The 24,702-nt window shown below is 39.8% G+C and carries 23 protein-coding genes, 2 riboswitches and 1 other annotated feature; of the genes, 4 read left to right on the plus strand and 19 right to left on the minus strand.

The features are described 5' to 3' along the window. Positions 1–19 precede the first annotated feature (19 nt). From AC0VYJ_RS15650 to zapA, 12 genes are all read right to left on the minus strand, one after another. Positions 20–1,216 carry a hypothetical protein gene (locus tag AC0VYJ_RS15650; RefSeq protein ID WP_475365580.1) on the minus strand — a complete coding sequence of 399 codons (1,197 nt, stop codon included), beginning with the start codon at positions 1,214–1,216 and terminating at the stop codon, positions 20–22. A gap of 143 nt (positions 1,217–1,359) precedes the next feature. Beyond that, complete coding sequence (trxA, locus tag AC0VYJ_RS15655) at positions 1,360–1,671, minus strand: thioredoxin (RefSeq protein WP_194219347.1); 312 nt, start codon at positions 1,669–1,671, stop codon at positions 1,360–1,362. Between the two features lie 254 nt (positions 1,672–1,925). Next, on the minus strand, positions 1,926–2,903 hold the full coding sequence (locus AC0VYJ_RS15660) for an electron transfer flavoprotein subunit alpha/FixB family protein (protein ID WP_194219346.1): 978 nt from the start codon (positions 2,901–2,903) through the stop codon (positions 1,926–1,928). A gap of 12 nt (positions 2,904–2,915) precedes the next feature. Beyond that, positions 2,916–3,686, minus strand: a complete 771-nt coding sequence (locus tag AC0VYJ_RS15665; protein ID WP_194219345.1) for an electron transfer flavoprotein subunit beta/FixA family protein — start codon at positions 3,684–3,686, stop codon at positions 2,916–2,918. A 29-nt stretch (positions 3,687–3,715) separates the two neighbouring features. Then, positions 3,716–4,489, minus strand: a complete 774-nt coding sequence (locus AC0VYJ_RS15670) for an enoyl-CoA hydratase (protein ID WP_430243948.1) — start codon at positions 4,487–4,489, stop codon at positions 3,716–3,718. A gap of 52 nt (positions 4,490–4,541) precedes the next feature. Further along, positions 4,542–5,135, minus strand: a complete 594-nt coding sequence (locus AC0VYJ_RS15675; protein WP_430243946.1) for a TetR/AcrR family transcriptional regulator — start codon at positions 5,133–5,135, stop codon at positions 4,542–4,544. A 245-nt stretch (positions 5,136–5,380) separates the two neighbouring features. Continuing rightward, the gene (locus tag AC0VYJ_RS15680) at positions 5,381–7,075 is read right to left on the minus strand and encodes an AMP-binding protein (RefSeq protein ID WP_475365581.1); all 1,695 of its coding nucleotides are present in this window, start codon (positions 7,073–7,075) and stop codon (positions 5,381–5,383) included. Positions 7,076–7,415: 340 nt separating this feature from the next. Further along, positions 7,416–7,823, minus strand: coding sequence for a DUF350 domain-containing protein (locus AC0VYJ_RS15685; RefSeq protein ID WP_430243942.1), 408 nt, complete (start codon positions 7,821–7,823; stop codon positions 7,416–7,418). 17 nt (positions 7,824–7,840) lie between these two features. Further along, positions 7,841–10,186 (minus strand): endonuclease MutS2, encoded by a 2,346-nt coding sequence (locus AC0VYJ_RS15690; protein WP_475365582.1) that lies wholly within the window; start codon positions 10,184–10,186, stop codon positions 7,841–7,843. Positions 10,187–10,217: 31 nt separating this feature from the next. After that, the gene (gene polX / locus AC0VYJ_RS15695; protein WP_475365583.1) at positions 10,218–11,933 is read right to left on the minus strand and encodes a DNA polymerase/3'-5' exonuclease PolX; all 1,716 of its coding nucleotides are present in this window, start codon (positions 11,931–11,933) and stop codon (positions 10,218–10,220) included. Between the two features lie 175 nt (positions 11,934–12,108). Further along, on the minus strand, positions 12,109–12,651 hold the full coding sequence (locus AC0VYJ_RS15700) for a CvpA family protein (protein WP_475365584.1): 543 nt from the start codon (positions 12,649–12,651) through the stop codon (positions 12,109–12,111). Between the two features lie 6 nt (positions 12,652–12,657). After that, positions 12,658–12,918, minus strand: coding sequence for a cell division protein ZapA (gene zapA, locus AC0VYJ_RS15705; RefSeq protein ID WP_194219337.1), 261 nt, complete (start codon positions 12,916–12,918; stop codon positions 12,658–12,660). A 152-nt stretch (positions 12,919–13,070) separates the two neighbouring features. Here zapA and rnhC point away from each other — a divergent pair, with 152 nt between their 5' ends. Then, positions 13,071–14,021 (plus strand): ribonuclease HIII, encoded by a 951-nt coding sequence (gene rnhC / locus AC0VYJ_RS15710; RefSeq protein ID WP_475365585.1) that lies wholly within the window; start codon positions 13,071–13,073, stop codon positions 14,019–14,021. 57 nt (positions 14,022–14,078) lie between these two features. Here the strand turns inward: rnhC and AC0VYJ_RS15715 are convergent, their stop codons facing one another. Continuing rightward, on the minus strand, positions 14,079–15,050 hold the full coding sequence (locus AC0VYJ_RS15715; RefSeq protein WP_475365586.1) for a nucleoside hydrolase: 972 nt from the start codon (positions 15,048–15,050) through the stop codon (positions 14,079–14,081). Between the two features lie 97 nt (positions 15,051–15,147). Next, positions 15,148–15,247, minus strand: a riboswitch (purine riboswitch). A gap of 140 nt (positions 15,248–15,387) precedes the next feature. Continuing rightward, positions 15,388–15,490: riboswitch (purine riboswitch) on the plus strand. Positions 15,491–15,634: 144 nt separating this feature from the next. Between AC0VYJ_RS15715 and AC0VYJ_RS15720 the strand changes: the two genes are divergently transcribed. Continuing rightward, positions 15,635–16,825, plus strand: coding sequence for a NupC/NupG family nucleoside CNT transporter (locus AC0VYJ_RS15720; RefSeq protein WP_194219334.1), 1,191 nt, complete (start codon positions 15,635–15,637; stop codon positions 16,823–16,825). A gap of 53 nt (positions 16,826–16,878) precedes the next feature. Here the strand turns inward: AC0VYJ_RS15720 and pheT are convergent, their stop codons facing one another. The 3 genes from pheT to AC0VYJ_RS15735 all read right to left on the minus strand — a co-directional run bounded on the left by pheT (position 16,879) and on the right by AC0VYJ_RS15735 (position 21,447). Further along, positions 16,879–19,287, minus strand: coding sequence for a phenylalanine--tRNA ligase subunit beta (pheT, locus tag AC0VYJ_RS15725; protein ID WP_475365587.1), 2,409 nt, complete (start codon positions 19,285–19,287; stop codon positions 16,879–16,881). 27 nt (positions 19,288–19,314) lie between these two features. Beyond that, positions 19,315–20,349: a phenylalanine--tRNA ligase subunit alpha gene (gene pheS, locus AC0VYJ_RS15730; protein WP_194219332.1), complete on the minus strand. Its 1,035-nt coding sequence runs from the start codon at positions 20,347–20,349 to the stop codon at positions 19,315–19,317. 65 nt (positions 20,350–20,414) lie between these two features. Beyond that, positions 20,415–20,640 (minus strand) — a binding site (T-box leader). Between the two features lie 54 nt (positions 20,641–20,694). After that, positions 20,695–21,447, minus strand: coding sequence for a TrmH family RNA methyltransferase (locus AC0VYJ_RS15735; RefSeq protein WP_475367501.1), 753 nt, complete (start codon positions 21,445–21,447; stop codon positions 20,695–20,697). A 138-nt stretch (positions 21,448–21,585) separates the two neighbouring features. Here AC0VYJ_RS15735 and sspI point away from each other — a divergent pair, with 138 nt between their 5' ends. After that, on the plus strand, positions 21,586–21,792 hold the full coding sequence (gene sspI / locus AC0VYJ_RS15740; protein WP_194219331.1) for a small acid-soluble spore protein SspI: 207 nt from the start codon (positions 21,586–21,588) through the stop codon (positions 21,790–21,792). Positions 21,793–21,832: 40 nt separating this feature from the next. Here sspI and AC0VYJ_RS15745 read toward each other — a convergent pair whose 3' ends face one another. Both AC0VYJ_RS15745 and AC0VYJ_RS15750 read right to left on the minus strand, forming a co-directional pair. Continuing rightward, positions 21,833–22,918, minus strand: a complete 1,086-nt coding sequence (locus AC0VYJ_RS15745; protein ID WP_283153904.1) for a M42 family metallopeptidase — start codon at positions 22,916–22,918, stop codon at positions 21,833–21,835. Between the two features lie 80 nt (positions 22,919–22,998). Then, positions 22,999–23,487 carry a dUTP diphosphatase gene (locus AC0VYJ_RS15750; protein ID WP_475365588.1) on the minus strand — a complete coding sequence of 163 codons (489 nt, stop codon included), beginning with the start codon at positions 23,485–23,487 and terminating at the stop codon, positions 22,999–23,001. Between the two features lie 97 nt (positions 23,488–23,584). Here AC0VYJ_RS15750 and AC0VYJ_RS15755 point away from each other — a divergent pair, with 97 nt between their 5' ends. After that, the gene (locus AC0VYJ_RS15755; RefSeq protein ID WP_430243921.1) at positions 23,585–23,980 is read left to right on the plus strand and encodes a sigma-w pathway protein ysdB; all 396 of its coding nucleotides are present in this window, start codon (positions 23,585–23,587) and stop codon (positions 23,978–23,980) included. Between the two features lie 62 nt (positions 23,981–24,042). On the opposite strand, the gene AC0VYJ_RS15760 is transcribed toward AC0VYJ_RS15755, so the two are convergent. After that, positions 24,043–24,615, minus strand: coding sequence for a TVP38/TMEM64 family protein (locus AC0VYJ_RS15760; RefSeq protein WP_194219327.1), 573 nt, complete (start codon positions 24,613–24,615; stop codon positions 24,043–24,045). Positions 24,616–24,702 lie beyond the last annotated feature (87 nt).

Below are 24,702 nucleotides of genomic sequence, written 5' to 3' on the forward strand. Positions count from 1 at the left end.
CGGCCATTTCAATCTAAAGCTATTCTACTACACTTTCTAGTTCGGTCAAAATGCGATCACTTAGCTTTTGCACTTCATCTGCATTCTCACTAGCAACTGCATCAAACCAGTTTTGTGCGTCTTCATAGACTGCATCCGTTTCCTCTTCACCGATTGCCTCCATTAATGGCATTTCAATCGCTTTTAAGAATACATTGGCTTCCATTGCAGCTTCTTTACCTTCAGAAAGCTTGTCTTCTTTAGCTAGCTCAGCTACTTTCTCGTGATATCCTTTGATTTTTCCTGTAAACGCTTTTGCGAACAAATCGTTTACTTCATCAGCTTTGATTGCCTCTGGATCGTTACTTATATCGAATAATTCACTTAACTTCTCAGCCGCTTCTTCATCGCCGCCTGAGAGTGATCCTTTTATTGCTTGATAAAAACCGAGAGCTTCTGTTTGCATCACTTGTAACTCATCTGTTTCACCAGTCTTTACCGCTTCTTCAATCTTTTCTGCATAGGAATTAGAAGCTAAGTAGTAGCTCTTATAAATGGACTTATCCGTTACTTGCTTCGTCACAGCAAAATCTTCCATATTCCCTTCAGAAAGCGCCTGTTCCTGCGCTGATAGGCCATTGTTAATATTCTCAACAATACTTGAATCTCCATCAAGTTCATAGTAGGAGTCGCGTTTTTCGGCTGTAGGAACAAATACTTTTTCTGCTAGTAACTGTATTTCTTCAAAATGAAGCATAGCCTCATCTTCTTTGTTAGCATCCTTCGCATCAATCACTGCCTGTTGAAGGGATTTTTGCTTTTGATAAAAGTATGACTGTGTCCCTTTATCAATGATCTGACGAGCTACATTCTTATCAAGCTCTCCAGATTTTCCAGCTTGAATTCCAGTAGAGATAAATGTATCAAACTCATTATCAATTTCATTCACAGCGCTCTTTAAGTCACTAGTGTAGGTAGTTTCAACTAACTCCCAATCTACTTCTTGATCTTCCTTCATTTTGTTTAGTTCATTAGTAATCGTCTGATAAGCTTCTACTTGTTTCGTAGTAGCAGCGCTTTCAATTGACATCTCACTAGACTTATCATCAGAATTCGTTTGTTCTTGCTTAGAACTGTTATTTTCTGTGTTTGTAGCATTTTCAGAATCATTACCACAAGCAGCAAGAACCGTAGCTGCAAGCGTAATAGAAGTGAATAGCATAGCCGATTTCTTCATTATGTAAAACTCCTTTTCGTCAGGTCTTATATCCATGATGATTATATCGAGAACGATTATCAGTGTCAATACCGTTTCATTTGAAGATAACAAAAAAAACACCCTGATCCTAAAACAGATCAGGGTGTTTGAAACTTAACTAATTATTGATGCTTAGAAAGCGTCTGTGCAAGTGCTTCTTTTGGTTGGAAGCCGACAACCTGGTCAACTACCTCACCATTTTTGAATACAAGTAGTGTTGGGATACTCATTACCCCAAATTTACTTGCTGTTTCCTGATTTTCGTCAACGTCAAGCTTTACAACTTTTACGTCGCTCATCTCAGAGTCAAGCTCTTCTAGTACTGGAGCAATCATTTTACAAGGACCACACCATGGTGCCCAGAAGTCTGCAAGAACGAGACCTTCACTTGTTTCTTGTGCGAAACTTTGATCTGTTGCGTGTACGATAGCCATACTGTATCTTCCTCCTTAAACATTATCACTTGAGTTTACCAGGTTAAGGCCGGTTGCCTCAGTGTGCTCTGCCAATTTGATTTCATATCAATAGGCACAAAATGAGTATATCATTAATACTCTTTCTGATTCCATTCTTTTGACTTAATTTCATTGTTCCCTATCTCTTCATTAATAAAACGAGCCTGAAATAATGAAATAAGATCGTAATGATCTCTATACAAAAAGCGAGCTAGATAAGCTCGCTTTTTTTCTTAGCTTGTTTGCAATACTTTCTTAAACTCCTGTGTAAGTAATGGTACAACCTCAAAGAGATCACCAACAATACCATAATCTGCAACATTAAAAATGCTTGCTTCAGGGTCTTTATTAATTGCTACTATCACTTTCGAGTTAGACATTCCTGCTAAGTGTTGAATAGCACCAGAAATACCGCAAGCAATATAGAGGTCAGGTGTAACTACTTTCCCTGTTTGCCCAATCTGAAGGGAGTAATCACAATAGTCAGCGTCACAAGCACCGCGGGACGCGCCTACAGCAGCACCGAGAAGATCCGCAAGTTCTTGAAGTGGTTCAAATCCTTCTTCACTTTTAACGCCTCGGCCGCCGGCTACAATCACTTTTGCTTCTGAAAGGTCAACACCTGATGTAGATTTACGGACCACTTCTTTCACGATCGTACGAAGGTCCTTTATTTCTACGGTTTCTTCAAAGACTTCACCAGAGCGTGATTCATCGATTTCAAGAGCAGAAATATTATTTGGACGAATCGTTGCAAGAACAACGCCTTCTTTTACTTTTTTCTTCTCAAAAGCTTTACCAGAGTAAATTGGACGTGTAAATACGACATCTTCACCATCAAGTTCAATACCCGTAGCATCGGAGACAAGTCCAGCGTCAAGCTTACTTGCAAGACGTGGTGCTAAATCTTTGCCCATTGACGTATGGGGCATTAAAATAGCATCCGGATCGACGCTCTGAACGATTTGCAAAAATGCCTGACCATATCCATCACTTGTATAGTTTTTAAGCTTTTCATCTTCTACTTTAATCACACGGTCTGCTCCGTAGTGAAATAGTTGGTCTGTTAAAGAACTAATACTTTCACCAGCAATTGCTGCAATCACTTCACCACCGGCTGCGATTTCTTTCCCAGCACCAATTGCTTCAAATGATACATTTCGTAATTCATTGTCACGAGCTTCTGCGAATACAAGTACTTTTTTGGCCATGTTGATTCCCTCCTATATAACTTTCGCTTCCTGGCGAAGTAATTTCACTAATTCTTCCACTTGATCTCCAATTTCACCTTCAAGTACTTTGCCAGCTTCTTTCTTTGGTGGCAAATAAACTTCAATTGTTTCCGTTTTAGCTTCGATCTCGTCTTCATCTATATCAAGATCGTCGTAGTCTATTTCTTCAAGTGGCTTTTTCTTAGCCTTCATAATCCCTGGAAGTGATGGATAACGAGGTTCGTTAAGTCCCTGCTGTGCTGTTACAAGTAACGGAAGCTGTGCTTCAACAACTTCCATATCACCTTCAACATCACGTTCCATTGTCGCTGTTGTTCCATCAATATCAAGCTTCGTAATCGTTGTTACGTAAGCGATTCCAAGTTTTTCAGCAAGACGCGGTCCAATCTGACCAGTGCTGTTATCATTAGAAACATTCCCGCCAAGGATAATGTCATATTCCTTATCTTCAAAATAAGCAGCAAGAAGGGCAGTCGTCGTATACTGATCACTCTCATCAATGTCTTCATTGTTAATGAGAACTGCCTTGTCTGCGCCCATCGCTAGAGCTGTTCTTAACTCTTTTTCAACTTCTTCGTCACCAATGCTTACAACCGTTACTTCTCCGCCATGATCGTCGCGAAGTTGGATCGCTTCTTCAATGGCATACTCATCGTATGGATTAATAATAAATTCAACGCCTTCTTCACTAATTCTCCCATTTTCAATTACGATTTTTTCTTCAGTATCAAACGTTCTTTTCATAATGACATAAATGTTCATATCTTTATCCCTCCCTGAAATAGTTCACCTTATTTATCTTGAAAGTTTGGCTGACGCTTCTCGATGAAGGCTCGAATGCCTTCTTGACCATCTTCTGAAGCAAATGCCTTTCCAAAATACTCTTTTTCTTTTTGAACGCCTTCATCAAACTTTTCTGATTTAGAATAAGTAAGAAGTTTAAGTGCATAACCAACTGCCACAGAGCTCTTCATAGCAATCTTCTCAGCAAGCTCTTTCGCTTTCGGAAGAAGCTCTTCTTCGCTATACATCTGATTCGCTAAACCAGTTGCAACAGCTTCACGTCCTGAGATTGGCTCGCTCGTTAGCAGCATCTCTGTTGCTTTTGCTTTTCCCACTAATGCTGGCAACCTTTGAGTACCTGCAAATCCCGGTACTAAACCCAGCTGTAGTTCGGGAAGACCTAGCTTTGCATCTTCAGTTACAAGACGAATATGACATGCCATTGCAAGTTCTAGTCCACCACCAAGCGCAGCACCATGAATAGCAGCGATGATCGGTTTTGGGAACGCTTCCATTTTGTCGAATAATTGTTGACCGAAGCTCCCCAAATCAGCAAATCCCTCTTCAGTGCTAACCGTTGTAAACTCTTTAATATCAGCTCCTGCTGAGAAAAACCTTCCTTCTCCAGAGAGCAATATAACCTTTGTTGCTGGATCGTTTTCAATTTGAGTGAATGCTTCTGACAATTCTCGCAATACGTCCGATGCCACTGCATTAGCTGGTGGACGGTTCAGCGTAATTTGTGCCACTTTGTTTTCAGTTGAAATGTTAATGAATTCCACTTCTCCACTCCTCTCAAAACTTTGTGACCCCAGTCAAAGCCGGGGTCTCTATTTATTTGCTTAAGCCATTGATCAAAAGATTATGAAGTGGCTTAGCAAGTGGTTCTAATTCAAATTTGTGGTCTTTCATAACCCAATTCGTTACGGTTTCATCGAGTGTCCCAAAGATCATTTGTCTTGCGAGACGAATATCTAGTTCCTCAATAAACAATCCTGATTTAATTCCCTCATGCAATATGTGATCAACGAGCGTAAGGTATTTCTTAAGTACTTCGCCAATTTGTGCTCGAAGGGCTTTATTTGTTTGTCTTAGTTCCAATTGCGTGACGATAGCAAGCTCATGATCAGAACCTAGATGTTTAAAGTGCATATCAATAAGCGTGAACAATTTATCCATTGCATTATCTTTCTTTACAATTTGTTCCTCTGTCTTATCGATAAAACTTCCCATTTTTTTCTGAAACAACGAAATTAACAAATCCTCTTTATTCTTAAAATAAAGGTAGATCGTACCGTCTGCCACGCCTGCTTCACGCGCAATCTTGGATACTTGCGCTTGATGATAACCATTTTGAGCAATGACAACAACAGCCGCATCAATGATTTTATCGTATTTCGGACCCCTTTTTTTCCCCTTTTCAACCATATGAAGCTCTCCCTTATTCTTTATCCGGCACTCATTCAAAATGAATGAGCATTCATTCATAATCTTATTGTAGCGATACGACCATGCTATTGTCAATATAAGATTTCTGAACGAGCGCTCGGTTGGAATCGAGAGTTATTTTGCAAATTCATCATATCATAATAAGCAGAAATGTGCGAATCTTTCCGGAATTTTTTATTTAATACATATTGATTTAACTGAAATTAAAAAAGCAAAACCAATCGCTACAGCGATTGGTTTTGTTTAACTTTCTCTTCGTCGACTAGAACACGACGTAGAATTTTTCCAACGGTTGTTTTAGGAAGCTCCTCCCGAAATTCATATAATCGAGGTACCTTATAAGCAGCAAGGTAACGTCGACAATGTTGATTTAAATCATCTTCTGTTATTTCAACGTTACTTTTTAGCACTACGAATGCTTTCACTGTTTCTCCTCTATAAGCATCAGGTACACCAATAATAACGGCTTCTTGAACTGCTGGGTGTTCATATAAAACTTCTTCAACTTCGCGTGGATAAATGTTATATCCGCCTGCAATAATCATATCCTTTTTCCGATCAACGACATAAAAGTAGCCCTTCTCATCTCGATAAGCCATGTCACCAGTATAAAGCCAGTCATCCTTCAATACGGCAGCGGTTTCATCTGGTAAATTCCAATACCCCTTCATCACCTGTGGACCTTTCACAATTAATTCGCCGATTTCCTTCACTTCAGCTTCTTCATTTGCAGCATTCACAATTTTTGCATCTGTGTCTGGCCAAGGTAAACCGATACTACCAACAACAGTACCATCTGATAAAGGATTGGAATGGGTTACAGGAGATGACTCTGTTAAACCATAACCTTCCACTAAACGACCGCTAATTTTCTCTTGAAATTTTTGTTGGATTTCAACTGGAAGTGGAGCTGAACCGCTAATACAAGCTTTAATAGACGAGAGATCATAGCGATCGATATTCGGATCATTCAATAAAGAGATATAAATAGTTGGTGCACCTGGAAATAAGGTTGGCTTTTGTTTTTGAATCGTTTTCAATGTATCTTTAGGTTCAAACTTTGGAAGTATGATCATTTTGGCAGCATACATAATCGATAAGTTCATCACACAAGTCATTCCGTAAACGTGGAAAAAAGGGAGAATTCCCATCACACTCTCTTCGCCATATTTAGCATCACGAATCCAGTTCTTACATTGCATCGTATTAACAACGAGGTTATAGTGTGTCAGCATAACTCCTTTTGCGAGACCTGTAGTTCCCCCAGTGTATTGAAGAAGAGCCAAATCTTCTTTGGAATCCACATTAACATGTATATCATCGTTACTACCGTTTGCCACCCATTGCAAAAAGCTATGAATTTGGTCTGTTGAAGGCATTTCAACAAGTAATCCCTGCTTCTTTTGCTTTTGCACGAGTGGATACAAAACATTTTTAGGAAAAGGTAAATACTCCTGAATCTTCGTTACAACAATGTGCTTTAGTACTGTTTTATCTTTTACTTTTAATACTTTCGGTAAAACAAGATCAAGACAGATCATCATATCCGCCTTAGAATCTCTTAATTGATGTTCTAGTTCCCTCTCCATGTATAGTGGATTCGTCTGAACGACCACTCCCCCAGCCATCAATACAGCGTAATAACTAATCACAGCTTGAGGGCAATTAGGAAGCATGATTGATACTCTTCCGCCCTTGCTCAGACCGTGATCCCGCAATGAATTCGCAAGTCGTCTTGAGCGATGAAATAATTCCTGAAATGTAAGTTCTTTTCCCAGAAAGTGAACTGCCTTTTTGTTAGGATGTTTTGTAGCTGCATCAACAAGATACGCATGAAGGGGCTTTTCCTCATACTCTATTGAAGTCGGTACTCCTTCTTGATAATAATCAAACCATTCTTTTGCGCCATTGTTTGTCAATTTTCATCAACCTCCCTTTCACGACTCCTTCCAAACCAAAACTCTCTCTATATGATAATTATAATGAAAACGCTTCAAATATCCTATCTTTTTTTTAATTTTTTGAATACTTTGGCATTTTAGGTCGTAAAAAACAGACGAGCATACGACATTATTCTATCCATATTTAGGTTAAGTTGTGATAAGAGCGCACAGAATTTTGAAGAAAAAAAAGAACAGGTAAAGTACCTGCTCTTCTTGAACCATCATACAAAATAAAATAAATAAACAATGCCCGCAATAAAGAATATCCCTGATACAACCATAAGAACTTTCCATAAAGTCTCCATATGTGCTCCCCTTACGAAATTCCTGCCCCTATAACAAAGGACAAACCAATCGAAATAACCATAGAAATGAATCCTACCGCTCGATTGTCTGCTGTAATTTCTTTATCAATCCTAAATTTAGGTGTTAAAAACTCAAAGGTGAAGTAACCAATTAATAGAAGGACAAATCCAAAGACTCCCCACCCCATCATGGTCACTAGTGAATCATTATGCTCAATTGAAAAACGAAAGATATTCGCAATACCAAATATTTTACCTCCAGTAGCCATCGCTACTGCAAGATTACCTTTTTGGATTTCTTCCCAGTTACGATAGGACGTTACAAATTCAAATGCTGAAAGAAACACAATCATACAAACAATCACTACGCTATAATTCGCTGCAGTTTGAAATGCGATACTCTCCCATAATTGATCCATTGTGTAAATTCCTTTCTCTACTTCAATTCAACGACAGTTACACCACCGCCGCCTTCATTCATTCCACCCATGCGAAGATTTTTCACTCGGGAATGACGTTTCAACCATTCATGGACACCTTTTCTAAGTGCACCCGTTCCTTTACCATGAATGATTGAGACCTGGTTATACCCTGCAAGTAAGGCATCGTCGATATAGCGTTCAACTTCCATTTGAGCATCTTCATACCTCTTACCTCGTAAATCAAGTTCAGTTTTCACTCGACTATCACTTCCACGAACTGTCACAAACGGCTTTCGCTCAACGACCGGTTTTGATTTAATCGCTTCAAGATCGTTTGCCTTCACATTCATTTTCATTATCCCAAGTTGAACCTGGTATTCGTTCTTCCCGACTTGCTCAACAATGTGCCCCTTTTGGTTAAAGCTAATCACTTTCACTTCATCACCTGGTTGATATGATTTAGTTTGGGCTTTTTTAGGTTTTGGTTTTGAAGATTTTAATTCGGGTTTGGCATCTTCAAGCTGCTTTTGAGCATCAATCAATTGGTGTTCTTTAACAGATCCGTTTTGGAATGTACGCAGTTCCTGAATGATTTTTCTGGCTTGTTCTTGTGCTTTTTCTACTTCTTCAGCAGCTTTCTGTTCCGCTTCCTCAAAAAGTCGCTCTCGCTGTTTTTCAAATTTCTCAAGTTGCTTTTCCAGGTCATTCTTAAGTGACTCTGCTTCTTTTCTAAGTTCAGAAGCTCCTTCTCGATCTAATTCGGCTTGCTTCTGGCTATCTTCAAGCGATGAAATCATCCGATCAACTTTGTTACTTTCGCTTGATATTTGAGATCGTGCATCCTCAATAATATCATCCATCAGCCCGAGGCGTCTTGAAATCTCAAATGCATTACTGCGGCCTGGCACTCCAATTAATAGGCGATACGTTGGGCGTAGTGTCTCAACATCAAATTCTACACTAGCATTCATCACGCCTTCTCGATTATACGCATAGGCTTTTAATTCACTGTAATGTGTCGTCGCAATAACTCTTGATCCACGTTTATATACATAATCAAGTATGGATATGGCAAGTGCAGCACCTTCCTGAGGGTCGGTCCCAGCGCCAAGCTCATCAAAAAGCACAAGACTATTGTGGTCAATGTTCTTGAGAATATGAACGATATTCGTCATATGCGATGAAAAAGTACTTAAGCTTTGCTCGATAGACTGCTCGTCCCCGATGTCTGCAAAGATATTTTGAAAGACCGCCATAGTAGATCCTTCATCAGCTGGTATATGAAGTCCAGATTGAGCCATTAGAGTAAGAAGTCCTGCCGTTTTTAATGTAACTGTTTTCCCGCCTGTGTTTGGTCCAGTAATAACAAGTGACGAATAGTCTTTCCCGAGAAATAGGGAAGAAGGGACGACCTCATCTTGAGGTAGAAGGGGATGTCTCCCCTGTCTTATTTCTAATTCCCCCTCATCATTCATGGAAGGATTCGTTGCTTTTAATTCGTTAGCATATAGGGCACGAGCAAAAATAAAATCAATATCCGCAAGTACATCAACATTATGTCTAAGCGTTTCAGAAGCTTCCGCAACATGTCCAGTCAATTCTGTTAGGATCCGCTCAATCTCAAGTTTTTCCTTAACTTTTACTTCTTTTAGCTGGTTGTTAATTGATACGACCGATTGTGGTTCAATAAACAACGTCGCACCAGAAGAGGATTGGTCGTGGACCATTCCACCAAATGAACCTCTATATTCCTGCTTAACGGGGATAACGTACCGTTCATTCCGAATGGTAATGAGCGCATCTGAAAGCATTTTCCTTGTGCTTGAAGATCGAATGAGACTTTCTAATTTCTCACGAACGCGAGATTCAAAGCTACGAAGCTGGGTTCTAAGTCGACGAAGTGCATCACTTGCAGAATCAAGCAAATCCCCGTCCTCATCTATGCAGGCGTTAATCTCATTCTCCAGCTCATTTTCAGGCATAATTTGACTAACTAAATCTCCGAGAAGAGGAAGCTCTACACCATCTTCAATCATATTATCAAGAAATGTTTTAAATCGACGACCGCCATAAATTGTACTCGAGATGTCGAGTAATTCAGATGGGTTTAGCATCCCTCCAATCTCTGCTCGCTTCACGCTTTGTCTAATATCTCGAATGCCACCAAGCGGAGCTTGACCACGAAGACGGATCACTTTTCTTCCTTCTTCTGTTCCTGCTAACTGTTGGTTAACATCTACTAAAGAATACAAAGGGGTTAACTGTTCTACTTTTTGTTTTCCTAATGAGGATGAAACGTGTTTTCCTAATCGTTCTTTCACTTTATTATATTCGAGTAGCCGTAACACTCTTTTTTGCAATGGTCGTTCCTCCTAATAAAACGGGATTTGTTTATGAGTGACGGTTAAAGAATGCTTCAAGATCTTTAGCCGTAAATGTGTTTAAGACAGTCTCTTTTCGCAGCCAGCCTCTTCTCCCAGCTGCTACGCCGATTTCCATATGCTCAAGCATGTCCATATGGTGAGCATCTGTATTAATCATTATTTTAACATGATTTTCTTGTGCTTTTTGAAGCCATTCCGCTGCAAGATCTAATCGGTTTGGATTTGCATTTAATTCAAGAGCCGTATCCGTTTCTTTCGCAAGCTTTATTAACTTATCATGGCTTAAAGCATACCCTTTCCTTTTTCCAAGTAACCTTCCTGATGGATGAGCAATGAGGTCAACATGGTGACTCCGAAGTGCTGTTTCAAGACGTGCCATTATCGTATCCTCATCTTGGGAAAAGGATGAATGAATTGAAGCAATAACAAAATCCATTTCCGACAGCATCTTATCGTCATAATCAAGTGTTCCATCAGGTAAAATATCCATTTCTACCCCTGCAAATATTCTAAAATCATTCCATTTTTGATTGAGACGATCAATCTCTTCTCTTTGATCTCGTAGCCTTTCTGGTGTCAAGCCATTCGCTACTTTAAGGTACTGAGAGTGATCTGTTATCGCGATATACGAATATCCTTTTGCTCTTGCTCGTTCGGCCATTTCTTCAATCGTATAAGCACCATCACTCCAGGTGGAGTGCATATGTAGATCTCCTTTTATATCGTTCAACTGGACTAATTCAATCTCATCTTTCTCAGCTTCTTCAATTTCACCTTTATCTTCGCGAATTTCAGGCGGAATATAGGCTAAACCAAAATGCTGGTAGAAATCCTTTTCATCTTCAAATGTAAGAACTTCCCCCGTTTCTAAAGACTCTACACCGTACTCACTAATTTTTTCGCCTTTCTTTTTTGCGATTTGCCTCATTTTCACATTATGAGCCTGTGAACCAGTAAAATGATGGAGTGTAGAAGCAAATTCTTCAGGCATTACAATTCTAAAATCTACTGAAACGCCATATTCATCGTCAAGTTCAAGTGTAATCTTCGTCTCTCCCTTTACGACTACTTTAGAAACACCTTCTAATTCAAGTAAGCTCGCTGACACATCAGCAGCAGAAGTTGTCGCTATAATAAAGTCAAGGTCTTTAATCGTTTCCCTTACCCTTCGCAAGCTCCCCGCTCTTGCAAATTTGTCAATGCTCTGGATTTCTTTTAATTGGCTTTCAATGTTTTCAGCAAGTGGTAGCATGTAGGCAATGGATAAGCGTTCAGGTCTTTTACCTGCTTCCTCAATCGCTTCAAGAATTTTATCCTCACTCTTCTTCCCAAAACCAGGGAGTTCTTGAATCTGATGATCTTCACAAGCTGTTTGTAATGTCGCCATATCAATAACATCAAGTTCCTTGTATAGCTTAGCAAGCTTTTTACCACCAAGTCCCGGTAATTTAAGTAACGGCACAAGCCCAGATGGGACTTCCTTCTTTAAATATTCAAGCGTTTCTGATTCTCCTTTTTCGAGGATTTCATTTATTACCGCTGCCGTCCCTTTTCCGATGCCATTTAGCTCAGCAGGATCTTCAATTTGCTCCATACTCCGATCATCTGTTTCGAGTGCTCGGGCAGCTTTACGAAAAGCGGATATTTTAAAAGGGCTTTCCCCTTTCAACTCCATATAAACTGCTATCTCTTCAAGGAAATGAATAACCTGTTTTTTATTCATCTTTTTCTCACCCTTCTTCATAAGATCATTACTACTATCCTATCCATATTCAAACCCAAATCCAATTAATTTATCTTAAAAAAAGCGGGAGCGCTCGATTAGGTCCGACAAGCGCTACCAATTTAACCAATCGTACTTATGCTAATACAAATAAATAACCCTTCTAATTGAAGGGTTATGCTACGTGTGTACTCCAGAGGTCTTTAATTTGTTCTGTCAACACAGGGGTATGCTTGACGATGCTTTCCGCAAGAAACGAATTTGATATGGCTGTTTGAACGGTTTCATTTGGAAGAAGCGCTGCAATAAATAGAAATAAAAACACGATAATGTATACTTCTACAAATCCAAGCACTCCGCCAAGCCATCCATTTACAGTTCTCAATATAGGTAAATCTGCAAGAAAGTCGAGCATAGAACCAACTATTTGCATGATAATTTTGGTACCAAAGAACAATAGCGCAAACGCAATTCCACTATAGTATGTGGCCTCTAAGTTTATAGCGTCAAACACCATTGCCGTTGAAGATGCCTCGTTGCCGAAGGACGGGTATGGAATCCATAGCTTCAAATGTGGAGCGAGATCCTTAAAATACATGTACGCAACAACAAATGAAATGATAAATCCTGCTAAATGAACAACTTGAAGGATCAAGCCTCTTCGAAGTCCAATTAGGAACCCTCCAACTAATATAATAAAAAGAATTAGATCAACCATCTTACGTTATTCCTCTTCTCTCAGTTTTTTCTTTAACTCTTCAAGTTCTTTTTTAATCATCACATAATCATTTACAATATTAACTGCTGTTAGAACAGCAAGTCGCTTCGTATCTAAATAGGTATTCATTCCTTTAATCTCATTCATCTTCTCGTCCACTAAAGTTGAGACTTCACGAATATGTTGATGACTTTTATCACCGATTATTGTATATTGTTCACCATAGATTTCCACGGTTGTACGTATTTTTCCATGACTGTCTGTCACCCCATAAGCCTCCTATCAAGAGAGAGAATCCTATTTTACATCATAGCATGAAAATTGGTATTTTTGAAACACAGCACTCCTGAACCATTCTTGTTCATCTTCAGATTCTGCTATAATAGGATGCAAGCCTAGTTCACAAAAGGAGTTTTGTTATGTCACAGGTTGTTTTAACTGTATCACCTTCCATTATGAATGAAATTAAAAAGAAATACAACAGCCACTTAAGCGATAAACAGCCACCGGGGAGCGTTTTTGTAGCGAAAACTTCTACCTGTACTATTACAGGCTATAAATCTGGAAAAATAATGTTCCAGGGCCCAGGGGCAGAAGGAGAAGCAAGACCATGGCAATCTAGCGGAACAGCGAGTTCTAAAAAGGCAACGAAATCTAAAAAGAAAACAGTGGGCGATCATCAATACTCTCCACCTGGTAATATCTCAACTCTTTCCGCCATCGGAAGTGATGAAGTTGGGACAGGAGATTTCTTTGGTCCAATGACAGTTGTTGCTGCATATGTCGACCAGAAGCAAATTCCACTCTTAAAGGAACTCGGTGTAAGAGATTCTAAAGGAATGAAGGATCCAGAAATTATTGAAATAGCTAGAAATTTGATTAAAACCATTCCTTATAGCCTGCTTATCCTACCAAATGAAAAATACAATACTATGCAGAAAAAGGGAACGAATCAGGGGAAAATGAAGGCTCTACTACATAATCAGGCCATCCAGAATGTGATGCGCAAAGTCCAGGGATATGATGCCATACTCATTGATCAATTCGCTAAACCTGAAGTTTATTTCAACTACCTAAAAGGTCAATCAACAATCGTAAAAGAAAATGTATATTTCGCAACTAAAGCCGAAGAAATTCACCTTGCTGTAGCAGCAGCATCCATTATTGCGAGGTACTCTTTTGTAATGGAAATGGATCGACTTGGAAAAGAATATAATGTAAAGCTTCCAAAAGGGGCTGGACCAGCTGTAGATATAGCAGCTGCAAAGCTTATTCAAAAACATGGAGATCAGATTCTTGGGAATTTAGCTAAGCTACATTTTGCTAATAGCTTAAAAGCTCAAAAAATAGCTGATCAATCACGTCGTTAAAGAAACTCTACGAAAAAAGCTGACTCGAGTGAGTCAGCTTTTTTAATGTTCATTTTATTAATAAAGGTGAGAAGCTTCTAATTGATCTTCTGCTTTCAGCATGACGGAAGTGAAATAGTTAAAGAACATGTCACGATCCACGTCATCTACTACAATCACTTCACGACCTGTTTCATCAAGAACGGTTCTCCCTTGACTTACTCCATCTACTTCAACACGACATTTTACTTTTCTTGAATGGATAAAGGATTTTGGTGTCACAGAAACTGTAGTCAGAACATCCCATAAATAGTAAGTCGAATTGGTCTCAACGTGTACAAGTGGAGGACACATGGCGTAGCATTGTCCAATAAAGTCTACACCAATTTCCTTTCGTTTAGCTGCCCACATGTTTCTTACATCATTGGTTAACGGGACTTGATTCGTGCTTTCAAGTGCGACCATTTCGATCTTAATAGAAGTTTTGAAAACAGTAGATACTGCTTCGGGGTCCCAAAAAGCATTCCATTCTGCTGTACCATCATGTTCTGGTTCTTCCACATTTCCTACTTCTAGGAAAGTGCCACCCATCCATACTAATTTTTCAATACTCTGTTCAATATGTGGAGCTGTTTCTAACGCTCTAGCAAGATCTGTTAATGGTCCAGTAAAAAGAAGAGTTAGCGGTTCAGAGCTTCGTTCAAGAGTATCAATCAGATGCAAATGAGCAGGTAGTTCTGACATAGGTGTATTCACTTTATTTGATTCATTTAGAATAGGTAAAGCATCGACATAAAAAGCATGCATGCGCCAGTCTTTAGGGAATGGATTAATCCCTCTTGAATTAGAAGCTGCAACATTTAATCCAGTGGCTTTTCCAAATCGATCTATTATTTTTCTGCTTGCAGAAACAGCTGGTTCTAGATAACAATCTGCCGGAATAACCGATACGCCAGCAAGCTCGGTCTCTTCCATGTTTAATAATAGAAACAGTGATGCTAAATCATCAACGCCACCATCATGATTGAAATATACCTTCTTTTTTTCCATCCTATATCCCCCTGGTGGATAACTCGCATGTCGCTAACCATCGTTTCCTGAAAGTGAACCTTTTCTATTTATAGCGTTGAGGTACGTTTAAGGTCTTCTCAACTTTTTATTCACTCATAGTCCTGTCATTTCAGGTAACAGGGTAGAAACGTTCAGGCCAATTCCCGACATATATGAGCTTCCATTATTCTAATCACTTTGTACTCTATCAGAGCGTGAATAAGGAAGCAATAAGCAAAAAAATGTCGTACGTTTACATTTTTCATTCGAATATTCCAAACATTCCTACTTTCTTAATAGGTCTTGCTACCTATTCTATCTTCTGCTAGATTGATGAATACAACTTCACATTTATCTCTATATAATTTTGGAAATAGGGTCCAAAGAGTTTCTACCCGGCAACCGAGAATTGCTGGACTATAGGGAAGGCATGGCATCGTCACTTAGACAGGCATATTCTGTTTATTTGTGTGCCACTTTTCTTCCTGTAAACTCGGACTTTTTTCTACAAAGTACGGGTTTTTTTGTATTCATCCGATTTAGATTTGTGAAGAAACAACTAGTTTTCAGGGGGAATTGACATCATGAATATTTTCACAGGACTACTCTCGATTATTGGCGTACTTGCTATCGCCTGGTTAATGAGCAACAAGAAAAAATCAGTCAAATGGAGAACGATCGGGGTTGGCGTTTTAATTGAAGGGCTATTTGTTTTATTTGTTCTAAAAGTAAATGCAGGAAAGGTTATGCTCGAAAAAGCTTCTGCAGCTGTACAAAACGTTATTAACTATAGTAACGAAGGCATTCAATTCGTATTTGGCGGCCTCTATGAAGAAACAGGCTTAACATTTGTATTTGCTATAAATGTTTTAGCTGTCATCATCTTCATTTCTGCTCTTGTCTCAGCACTTTATTACATGCGCATTATCCCACTTATCGTTCAAGTGATTGGCATTACGATTGGTAAGCTAATGGGAACGACGAAAGTTGAAACATTTAACGCTGTCGGAAACTCCTTTTTAGGTCTAGCCGAAGCGCCTTTACTCGTAAAACCATATTTGAAATTGCTCACCAGATCTGAGATATTTGCCATCATGGTAGGAGGTACTGCTTCTGCTAGTGGAGCCATCCTCGTCGGTTATTCACTTATGGGTATTGAACTTAAATATTTATTGATATCTGTCTTTAGCGTTCCTTTCGTTTCACTTGTTATTGCAAAAGTGATGGAACCAGAAACTGAAGTTTCACAAACTAATGATAAAGTAAAAATGAAAAAAACGGATCATGCCAATATTTTTGAGGCAATCGCCGACGGAACAGTCAGCGGTGTGATGCTTGCGTTAAATATTGGAGGTCTTTTGATAGCATTCATCAGTATTCTAGCAGTTGTAAACGGCATGTTAGGTTTCGTCGGAACTGACCTGAGCTCAATTCTAGGATATATCTTCTATCCATTTGCCCTATTAGTAGGTATTCCAACGGATGAAGCATTTCGAGCAGCATCCATCATTGGTACGAAAATGTCAATTAATGAATTTGTGGCTTTCCAAAACTTAACCGCCATTCAAGCACAGCTTTCTGACAAAACCGTTGCCATTCTTTCTGTCGCACTATGTAACTTTGCTAACTTCTCATCCATCGGGCAGCTTATTATTGGACTAGGGTCACTCGAGCCCACTAAACGTTCTCAAGTTTCTAAATTAGGATTAAAGGCCATTATCGGTGGTACACTAGCCTCCTTTATTACGGCTATATTTGTAGGAATGTTTATGTAAAAAATAGTATAAATAAAAATCCTCCCTATACACGTAGGGAGGATTTTCTGTAGTTATCGACGAAGGGCAGCTCCAAATTGTTCTTCTACTGCTGTAAGAACACGGTCATGTGCCTTCTTCACTTCTTCTTCTGTTAAAGTTTGTTCTGGATTGTAATATCTAAGAGAAAAGGCTAGTGATTTTTGACCTTCATCAAGATGTTCACCCTGGTAAACATCAAATAGTTGAATGTCCACAAGCTTAGATCCACCAGCTTCTTTAATGACTTTCTTCACTTCTCCAGCTTCAAGCGACTCACTGACAACAAGAGCCACATCTCTAGTAACAGACGGGAATCGTGGAAGCTTTTTGTATTGAAGGTGAGCAACATCTGCATTCAGTAACTTCTCTAGATTGATTTCAAAAACGTATGTTTCACTCAAATCAAGATCTTTCTCAACTTCTGGATGAAGTTGACCGATATATCCGATGAGCTCATCATCGAGATAAACCGATGCTGTACGACCTGGGTGAAGCTTTGGCTCTTCTGCACGAGCGAACGAAAGACGATCCTCTAAACCAAATTCAACCGCTATTTCTTCGAGGATTCCTTTTACAACAAAGAAATCAGCGACTTTCTTTTCTTTTTGCCATAGGTGCTCTTGCCATAATCCTGACACTACGCCAGCAAGGTGTTCCTGTTCTACCGGAAGCTCATCACCTGGTAAGAACACAGAAGCCGTTTCATAGAAAGCAACATTATCTAGCTGACGGTTGCGGTTATACTGCGCTACCTCTAGAAGATGCGGAATCAGGCTCGTTCTAAGTTCACTTCTTTCTTCACTCATTGGCATCGCAAGACGAACAGCTTCGGCTGATTCATCAGAGAAGAAAAGACGTTTAGAAGGCGACGTAAGAGAATACGTTACTGTTTGGAAAAGACCTGCGCCTTCAAGCGTACGGCGAACATGGCGACGCTTCACTTGATATTCTGACAGCTGTCCTGGTGTACTTTCTGTAAGAGGTAGCGTTGCAGGAACATTATCATATCCGTAGAGGCGTCCTACTTCTTCAATTAAATCTTCAGAAATCGTTATATCCGGGCGGCGAGGCGGTACCTGAACGGTAAATGTGCCACCAAAGTTCTGATAAGAGAATTGCAGACGCTCAAAAATAGCAGCAACTTCTGTTTCAGAAATTTCTGTTCCAAGAACTTGATTAATTCGATTCACTTCAATACTAACGTCAAGAGCTTCGATGGTTCGAGCTCCCTGTTCAGCAATACCTTTTAACACTGTTCCACCGGCAATTTCTTGAATGAGCTGAGCAGCGCGTTCGCTTGCACCAACAACGCGGTTTCGATCAATTCCTTTTTCAAAACGCGCACTTGAGTCACTACGTAACCCTAGATCTTTCGATGCTTTCCGAACAAGCTTGCTGTTAAAGTAAGCTGCTTCAAGCAAAATCGTTGTTGTGTCTTCTTGTACTTCAGAATCAGCACCACCCATAACACCAGCCACGGCAACGGGTTTTGAACCATTCGTGATGACAAGATGCTCATTCGAAAGCGTGCGTTCAGCATCATCGAGAGTGACAATTTTTTCTCCTTCAGTTGCGCGACGTATCACGACTTCCTTCGATCCAAATCGATTATAATCAAAAGCATGAAGCGGCTGTCCGTATTCCAAAAGAACATAGTTCGTAATATCGACTACGTTGTTAATTGGACGAATACCAGCAGAAACGAGGCGATTTACAAGCCACTGCGGTGATGATTTGATCGTTACGTCTTTAATAATGGAAGCTCCATAATAAGGATTATCTTCTTCATTCTCTACACGAACTGACACATACTCTTCAACGTCTTCATCCGAGCGAACAAGCTCTGGAGACGGAAGCTCAATTGAGCGATTCAATACTGCCCCAACTTCATAAGCGACGCCGATCATGTTCATCGCATCAGCTCTGTTTGGAGTAAGACCTAGCTCAAGAACTTCATCATTTAGATTCAAGTATTCAAGCGCATCTTCACCAGGTGTCACGTCTTCACTAAATACAAAGATTCCGTCTGCATACTCTTTCGATACAAGTTTACTTTCAATTCCAAGCTCCTGAAGTGAGCAGATCATACCATGAGAAGCTTCACCGCGAAGTTTTGCTTTCTTAATCTTAAAATTGCCTGGAAGTACAGCCCCAACTTTTGCTACAGCTACGTACTGTCCTTGAGCAATATTTGGTGCTCCACAAATAATTTGGACCGGCTCTTCTTCACCAACATTCACCTGACAAATATTCAACTTATCAGCATCAGGGTGTTGCTGACATTCAAGAACGTGACCAATAACCACGCCGGTAATTCCTTTATTAAGCTTTTCGACTGTTTCAACCTCAATACCACCCTTAGTAATCAGGTCTGCTAGTTCATCAGCTGAGTAACTATCTAAATCTACATACTGCTGTAGCCAATTCATTGATACGAGCATGTTTTCTCCTCCTAACTTCCAATCATATTATAGTGAATTAAATTGTTTAATAAATCTGCTGTCATTCGTGTAGAAATGACGTATGTCATCAATACCATATTTCAGCATAGCGATCCGTTCTGGTCCCATACCAAATGCAAACCCAGTGACTTTCTCAGGATCGAAGCCGGACATGCGAAGTACATTCGGATGTACCATACCGCCTCCAAGAATTTCTATCCATCCGGTTCCTTTACATACAGAGCAGCCATTCCCGCCACAATTAAAGCAAGAAATATCCATCTCCACAGAAGGCTCAGTAAATGGGAAGAAGCTTGGGCGAAGACGGATTTCACGTTCTTCTCCAAACATTTTCTTCGCAAATGATTGGAGCACACCTTTTAGATCACTCATGCGAACATTCTCACCAACCATTAGTCCTTCAATTTGCATAAACTGATGGGAGTGTGTTGCATCATCTGTATCACGGCGATAAACTTTACCGGGCACGATGATTTTAACAGGACCTTCTCCATTTAACTTCTCCATCGTTCTAGCTTGCATTGGAGAGGTATGCGTTCTTAATAGCGTTTCTTCAGTTATATAGAATGAATCCTGCATATCTCGAGCCGGATGATCCTTAGGAAGATTTAACGCTTCGAAATTATAATAATCGGTTTCAACTTCTGGTCCTTCCGCAATCGAGAATCCCATACCAAGAAATAGGTCTTCAATTTCTTCGATTACCCTCGTTAGTGGGTGATGATTTCCTCTCTTAATTGGCCGACCCGGCAGAGAAATATCGATCGTTTCTTTCTTTAATCGTTCTTCTACGGCTGCTTTTTCTAAGCGAGTCACTTTCTCCTCTAATTGATCCGAAATCGCTGAGCGAATTTCATTAACGAGCTGCCCCATTTTCGGACGTTCTTCTTTAGACAATTTCCCCATACCTTTAGAAATTTCTGTAATTGGACCTTTTTTTCCAAGGTATTTCACTTTGATATCCTGCACTTCTTTCATTGAAGAAGCTTGCTGAATTTCTGATAGTGCTTCTTCTTTCAACGTTTGTAAACGCTCTTGCATCTTTTCAACCTCCACTTCATTTTCGTGTTTGCTTCTTTTTGCAATAAAAAAATCCTCGCTCCCCAGAAAGGGGCGAAGATTTGATTTCGCGGTACCACCCTAATTCACCGATAGAGTACACCTATCAGCCTTAAGCAAAGAATAACGGCTTGTAAACCGATCCGCTTTCGAACGAACAAAGCGGCAACTCCAGAGCGAATTCGGCAGCGTCCCAATAGAAATGCTTTCAGTCTCGGCATTTCCTCCCTGCAAAGGCAGCGGCAGCTTACTACTCTCCATCATTGTTTTTAACATATATAAGTTGCTTTTAATTATAGAAAAAAATCGCTATATCCGCAAGCCTTATTATGAAGGTAACAATCCATACATCAGAATTCCTGCTGCAACGGCGACATTTAACGACTCTGCTTTACCATATATCGGAATATACACGTTCTCGTCTGCTAAACGTTGAAGCTCGTCTGATACACCGTTTGCTTCGTTTCCAAGAATGACAGCAAACTGAGAAGATGAATCAAGCTCTTGATATGGCGTTCCTCCACTCACTTCTGTTGCGTATATAAGCATGCCAGCTTCTTTTAATTTCTGAACTTCTGTCACCAAGTCCCCTTTTATTACAGGAAGATGAAAAATAGATCCCTGGGTGGATCGAAGCACCTTACTGTTATAAGCATCAACGGTTCCATGTCCAAGTAGAAGGCCGTCGTATCCAGCACTATCTGCAGTTCGAATAATCGTTCCCAAATTACCGGGATCCTGAATAGCGTCCAGTAATAATAGTTTGCCATGACGAGGTAGTTCAGGCTCAACCATTTTACAAACGGCCATAATCCCCTGTGGTGTTTCTGTATCCGTTAGTTCTTGCATCACTTTCTCCGTAACAGTATAGACAACAGGAAGCTCTTTAAACGGATAAGCAGATAAGTCAGTGCCTTCTGTCACAATCAATTCTGTGATTGAAGCTTCAGCCTTTGCAGCTTCTTCTACAATATGTGGACCTTCAATGATATAAGAGAAAGCTTTCTCTCTACCCTTTCGCGTCTGAAGTTTTTTCCAATCTTTCACTTTTTGATTTTTAGCGGATTCGATAATCATTATGCTCTCCTTCAGTTTTCAATGTTTCCATTATAAAGGGTTGAAAGGGAAGATTCCAATAAAACTCATGAAATTTCTTCAATTCGCTCATACTAATGAGGCTTGAACCAACAAGCGAATGAGAAAGGTGAGGTGGAAAGTATGGACCTTAACTTACGCAAAGCGATTCTCGCTAATATTAATGGCAACAACGAGGAGCAACTCGAAGCGACAATCCTCGACGCCATGCAAAGCGGAGAAGAGAAAATGCTCCCTGGGCTTGGTGTTCTTTTCGAAATTCTTTGGAAAGAAGCACCAGAAAATGAGCGAGAGCAAATGCTCTCTTATATGGCACAGGGTGTAAATTAACAAGCAAAATCCGGTGGCAAGAGCCACCGGATTTTGTGTTCTAGTTAAAGATAATTTCTTTCACAGTATCAGCATCAAGCTTTTTAATCACTTCAACAATCAAATTAACTGCATTCTCAAAATCGTCACGATGAAGAATCGCTGCGTGAGTATGAATATAGCGTGTGGCAATTGTGATGGAAAGTGCAGGTACTCCATTTGCTGTTAAATGAATTTTACCTGAATCTGTCCCACCGCCTGCAATAGAGTCAAACTGATAAGGAATATTGTTCTCATCAGCTGTATCTGTTACAAAGTCACGAAGACCTTTGTGACCGACCATTGAAGCATCATACATAATAATTTGAGGACCTTTCCCCATTTTGGATTGAGCGTCCTTATCACTTACTCCAGGAGTATCACCAGCGATACCAACGTCAACCGCAAAGCCGATATCAGGCTTAATCATGTTTGTAGCCGTAGTCGCTCCGCGAAGACCTACTTCCTCTTGTACCGTACCAACGCCGTAGACAGTATTAGGATGCTCTTCTCCTTTTAGCTTACGAAGTACTTCGATCGCAATAGCACAGCCAATACGGTTATCCCATGCTTTCGCCATAAGCATTTTTTCGTTATTCATAACAGTAAATTCACAAACTGGAACAACAGAATCTCCCGGCTTAACGCCCCATTCCATAGCCTCTTCTCGGCTTGAAGCACCAATATCAATGAACATATCCTTCTTGTCGACCGATTTCTTACGCTGTTCAGGAGGAAGAATATGTGGTGGTTTAGAACCGATGACGCCCATAATGTTACCATTACGAGTCATGACGTTAACACGCTGTGCAAGCATAACCTGCTCCCACCAGCCGCCAACTGTTTGGAAATAAAGAAAGCCTTTATCATCAATACGCGTTACCATAAAGCCAATCTCATCGAGGTGACCTGCAACCATAATTTTTGGGCCTTCTGCTTTACCTTTTTTAACCGCAATTAAGCTGCCTAGATTATCATACATGATTTCATCTGAAAGAGATTCAATGTGCTTCTTCATCACTTCACGAGGTTCACGTTCGTTACCTGGTACGCCATTCGCATCAGTGAGTTCTTTCAGCATCTGCAACGTTTCGTCTAGCTTAGCCATATGTATTGCCTCCTTGATATGTATTCTCTGTTCATTATAACGGTTTCCGAAATATTTCACAATTCAGAGGACTCTTGAATCTAATATCCCTGATCCTGTCGAGTATGATTCACTTTATTTTTTTTCAAATACGCTTCATTCATTTCTTCAAACCGTAGCCCGATAAGTTGTCCAAGTAAAAGATAACTTTCCATTAAATCGTTAAATGCTTCCTCATTTTTTTCACTTGCCACTTGATCAATCGCTTTGTAGACACGATGGAAAGCATGTACTTCAGAGCCAGCGGGGTCGCCTTTTGACACTGCTTCATACGTTGTAATGCCCAATTCAATCCCTAATGAGAGAATAAAATGAATACCATCCACATACTCCTCTAGAATCGTTTCTTTAGGGGAAGGAGCTTTTTTACTCCAATATTTAAAACAACGTGTTTCATTCGCTAGTTCTCCAATCTCGACTTTAAGAGCAAGTAGTTTATTCTCGAATAAATCTTCATGCTCCAGATTGTGTTCCTTTACAATCCGAGTATCAAGTTGTCTTTGTAATGTAAATAATTGTTCGAATTTCAATGAACTCTTCCCTTCTTAAATCTTTTCTTTTTATGAAACCTTTCTTTATCATATACGTATAGAGAATAGAAGCATAGTGAAAATGAGGTGCTGACTAATGATTATTATTCTTTTTCGTCTTGTCATTCTCGTAGCCATGGTATTGATCGCTTATTCTGTCATCCGCTTTTTTATGGATCCAAAACGAAAGCTGGAAAAAGCTCACGATCATAAAGAATACTATTTTTTCGATGACTCGTCCAATGTAAGAAAGAATTTTCTCGTCACCTACAAAGGTGCCTTATTCGAAGGTGAAAAGTACCTTGGCACTACTGAAAATTCGTTCGATATTATTACCCTTTCAGTAGGGGTGAAAAATGCATCAGAACTATATTTACTTGAGAAAGAAGATTTCTATTTTCTTGAAAAGGAAATGGACATCCGCTATCCTAGTGCAAAAATTGAATGGAAGAGCCCAGTCAAAGAATTTTTACGCCATCGCGAAAATACTTAACAAACAAAACCCCTCCGATCTGGAGGGGTTTTGTTTGTTTACGATCAAATTAAAAAGCTTTTTTATCTCACAGGCTGAAAGAAATCCTCCCACTTCATAATCCACTCTCTTCTTCTTAGTAAATAGAAAAGGATGACAAGTCCACACAACATGAGTACGATGACGACCGGATCGAACCTACTAATTGCCGTTCCAAAGAAAGAATACAACAAAGCGAGAGGTACATTTGAAATGAGGGATGACCGCAAATAATCTCTAAAGTCTTTAGACACCTCAATTAAACAAAGGGAAATGAAATGAAAATGAACGAAAGGTACTAATCGAAGGATGGCAATTTGCCCAACTGACATTGGCATATGTTTACGTGTCCATCGTTCTTTCATTCGAATAATCTTCTTAAACAAACCCGGCGTCCGCTTAACAACTAAATAAAAAACCGTACTTACAACAGTAATCCCAATCAATGAGTAAATCGTGCCATATATTGCGCCAAACATCACTCCACCAGCAACACAAACAACACTAACTGGAACAAATACAAACTGACGAATAAAATGAAAAATAATGAAATAGAACGGGGCGTAAATTCCGCTATTAGATACAACCTCCACAAGCGGTAGGACGAGCTCATTCATGATGTTCCCCCCTTCCTTTAACCTTTATGACAAGAGACGAGCTGTTATGTCAAAAAGCGAAGGATCTCGATTAGAATATTATTTGGA

The organism is Anaerobacillus sp. 63XJN7_5_ISO-PGPR-S23-430 (assembly GCF_056173695.1).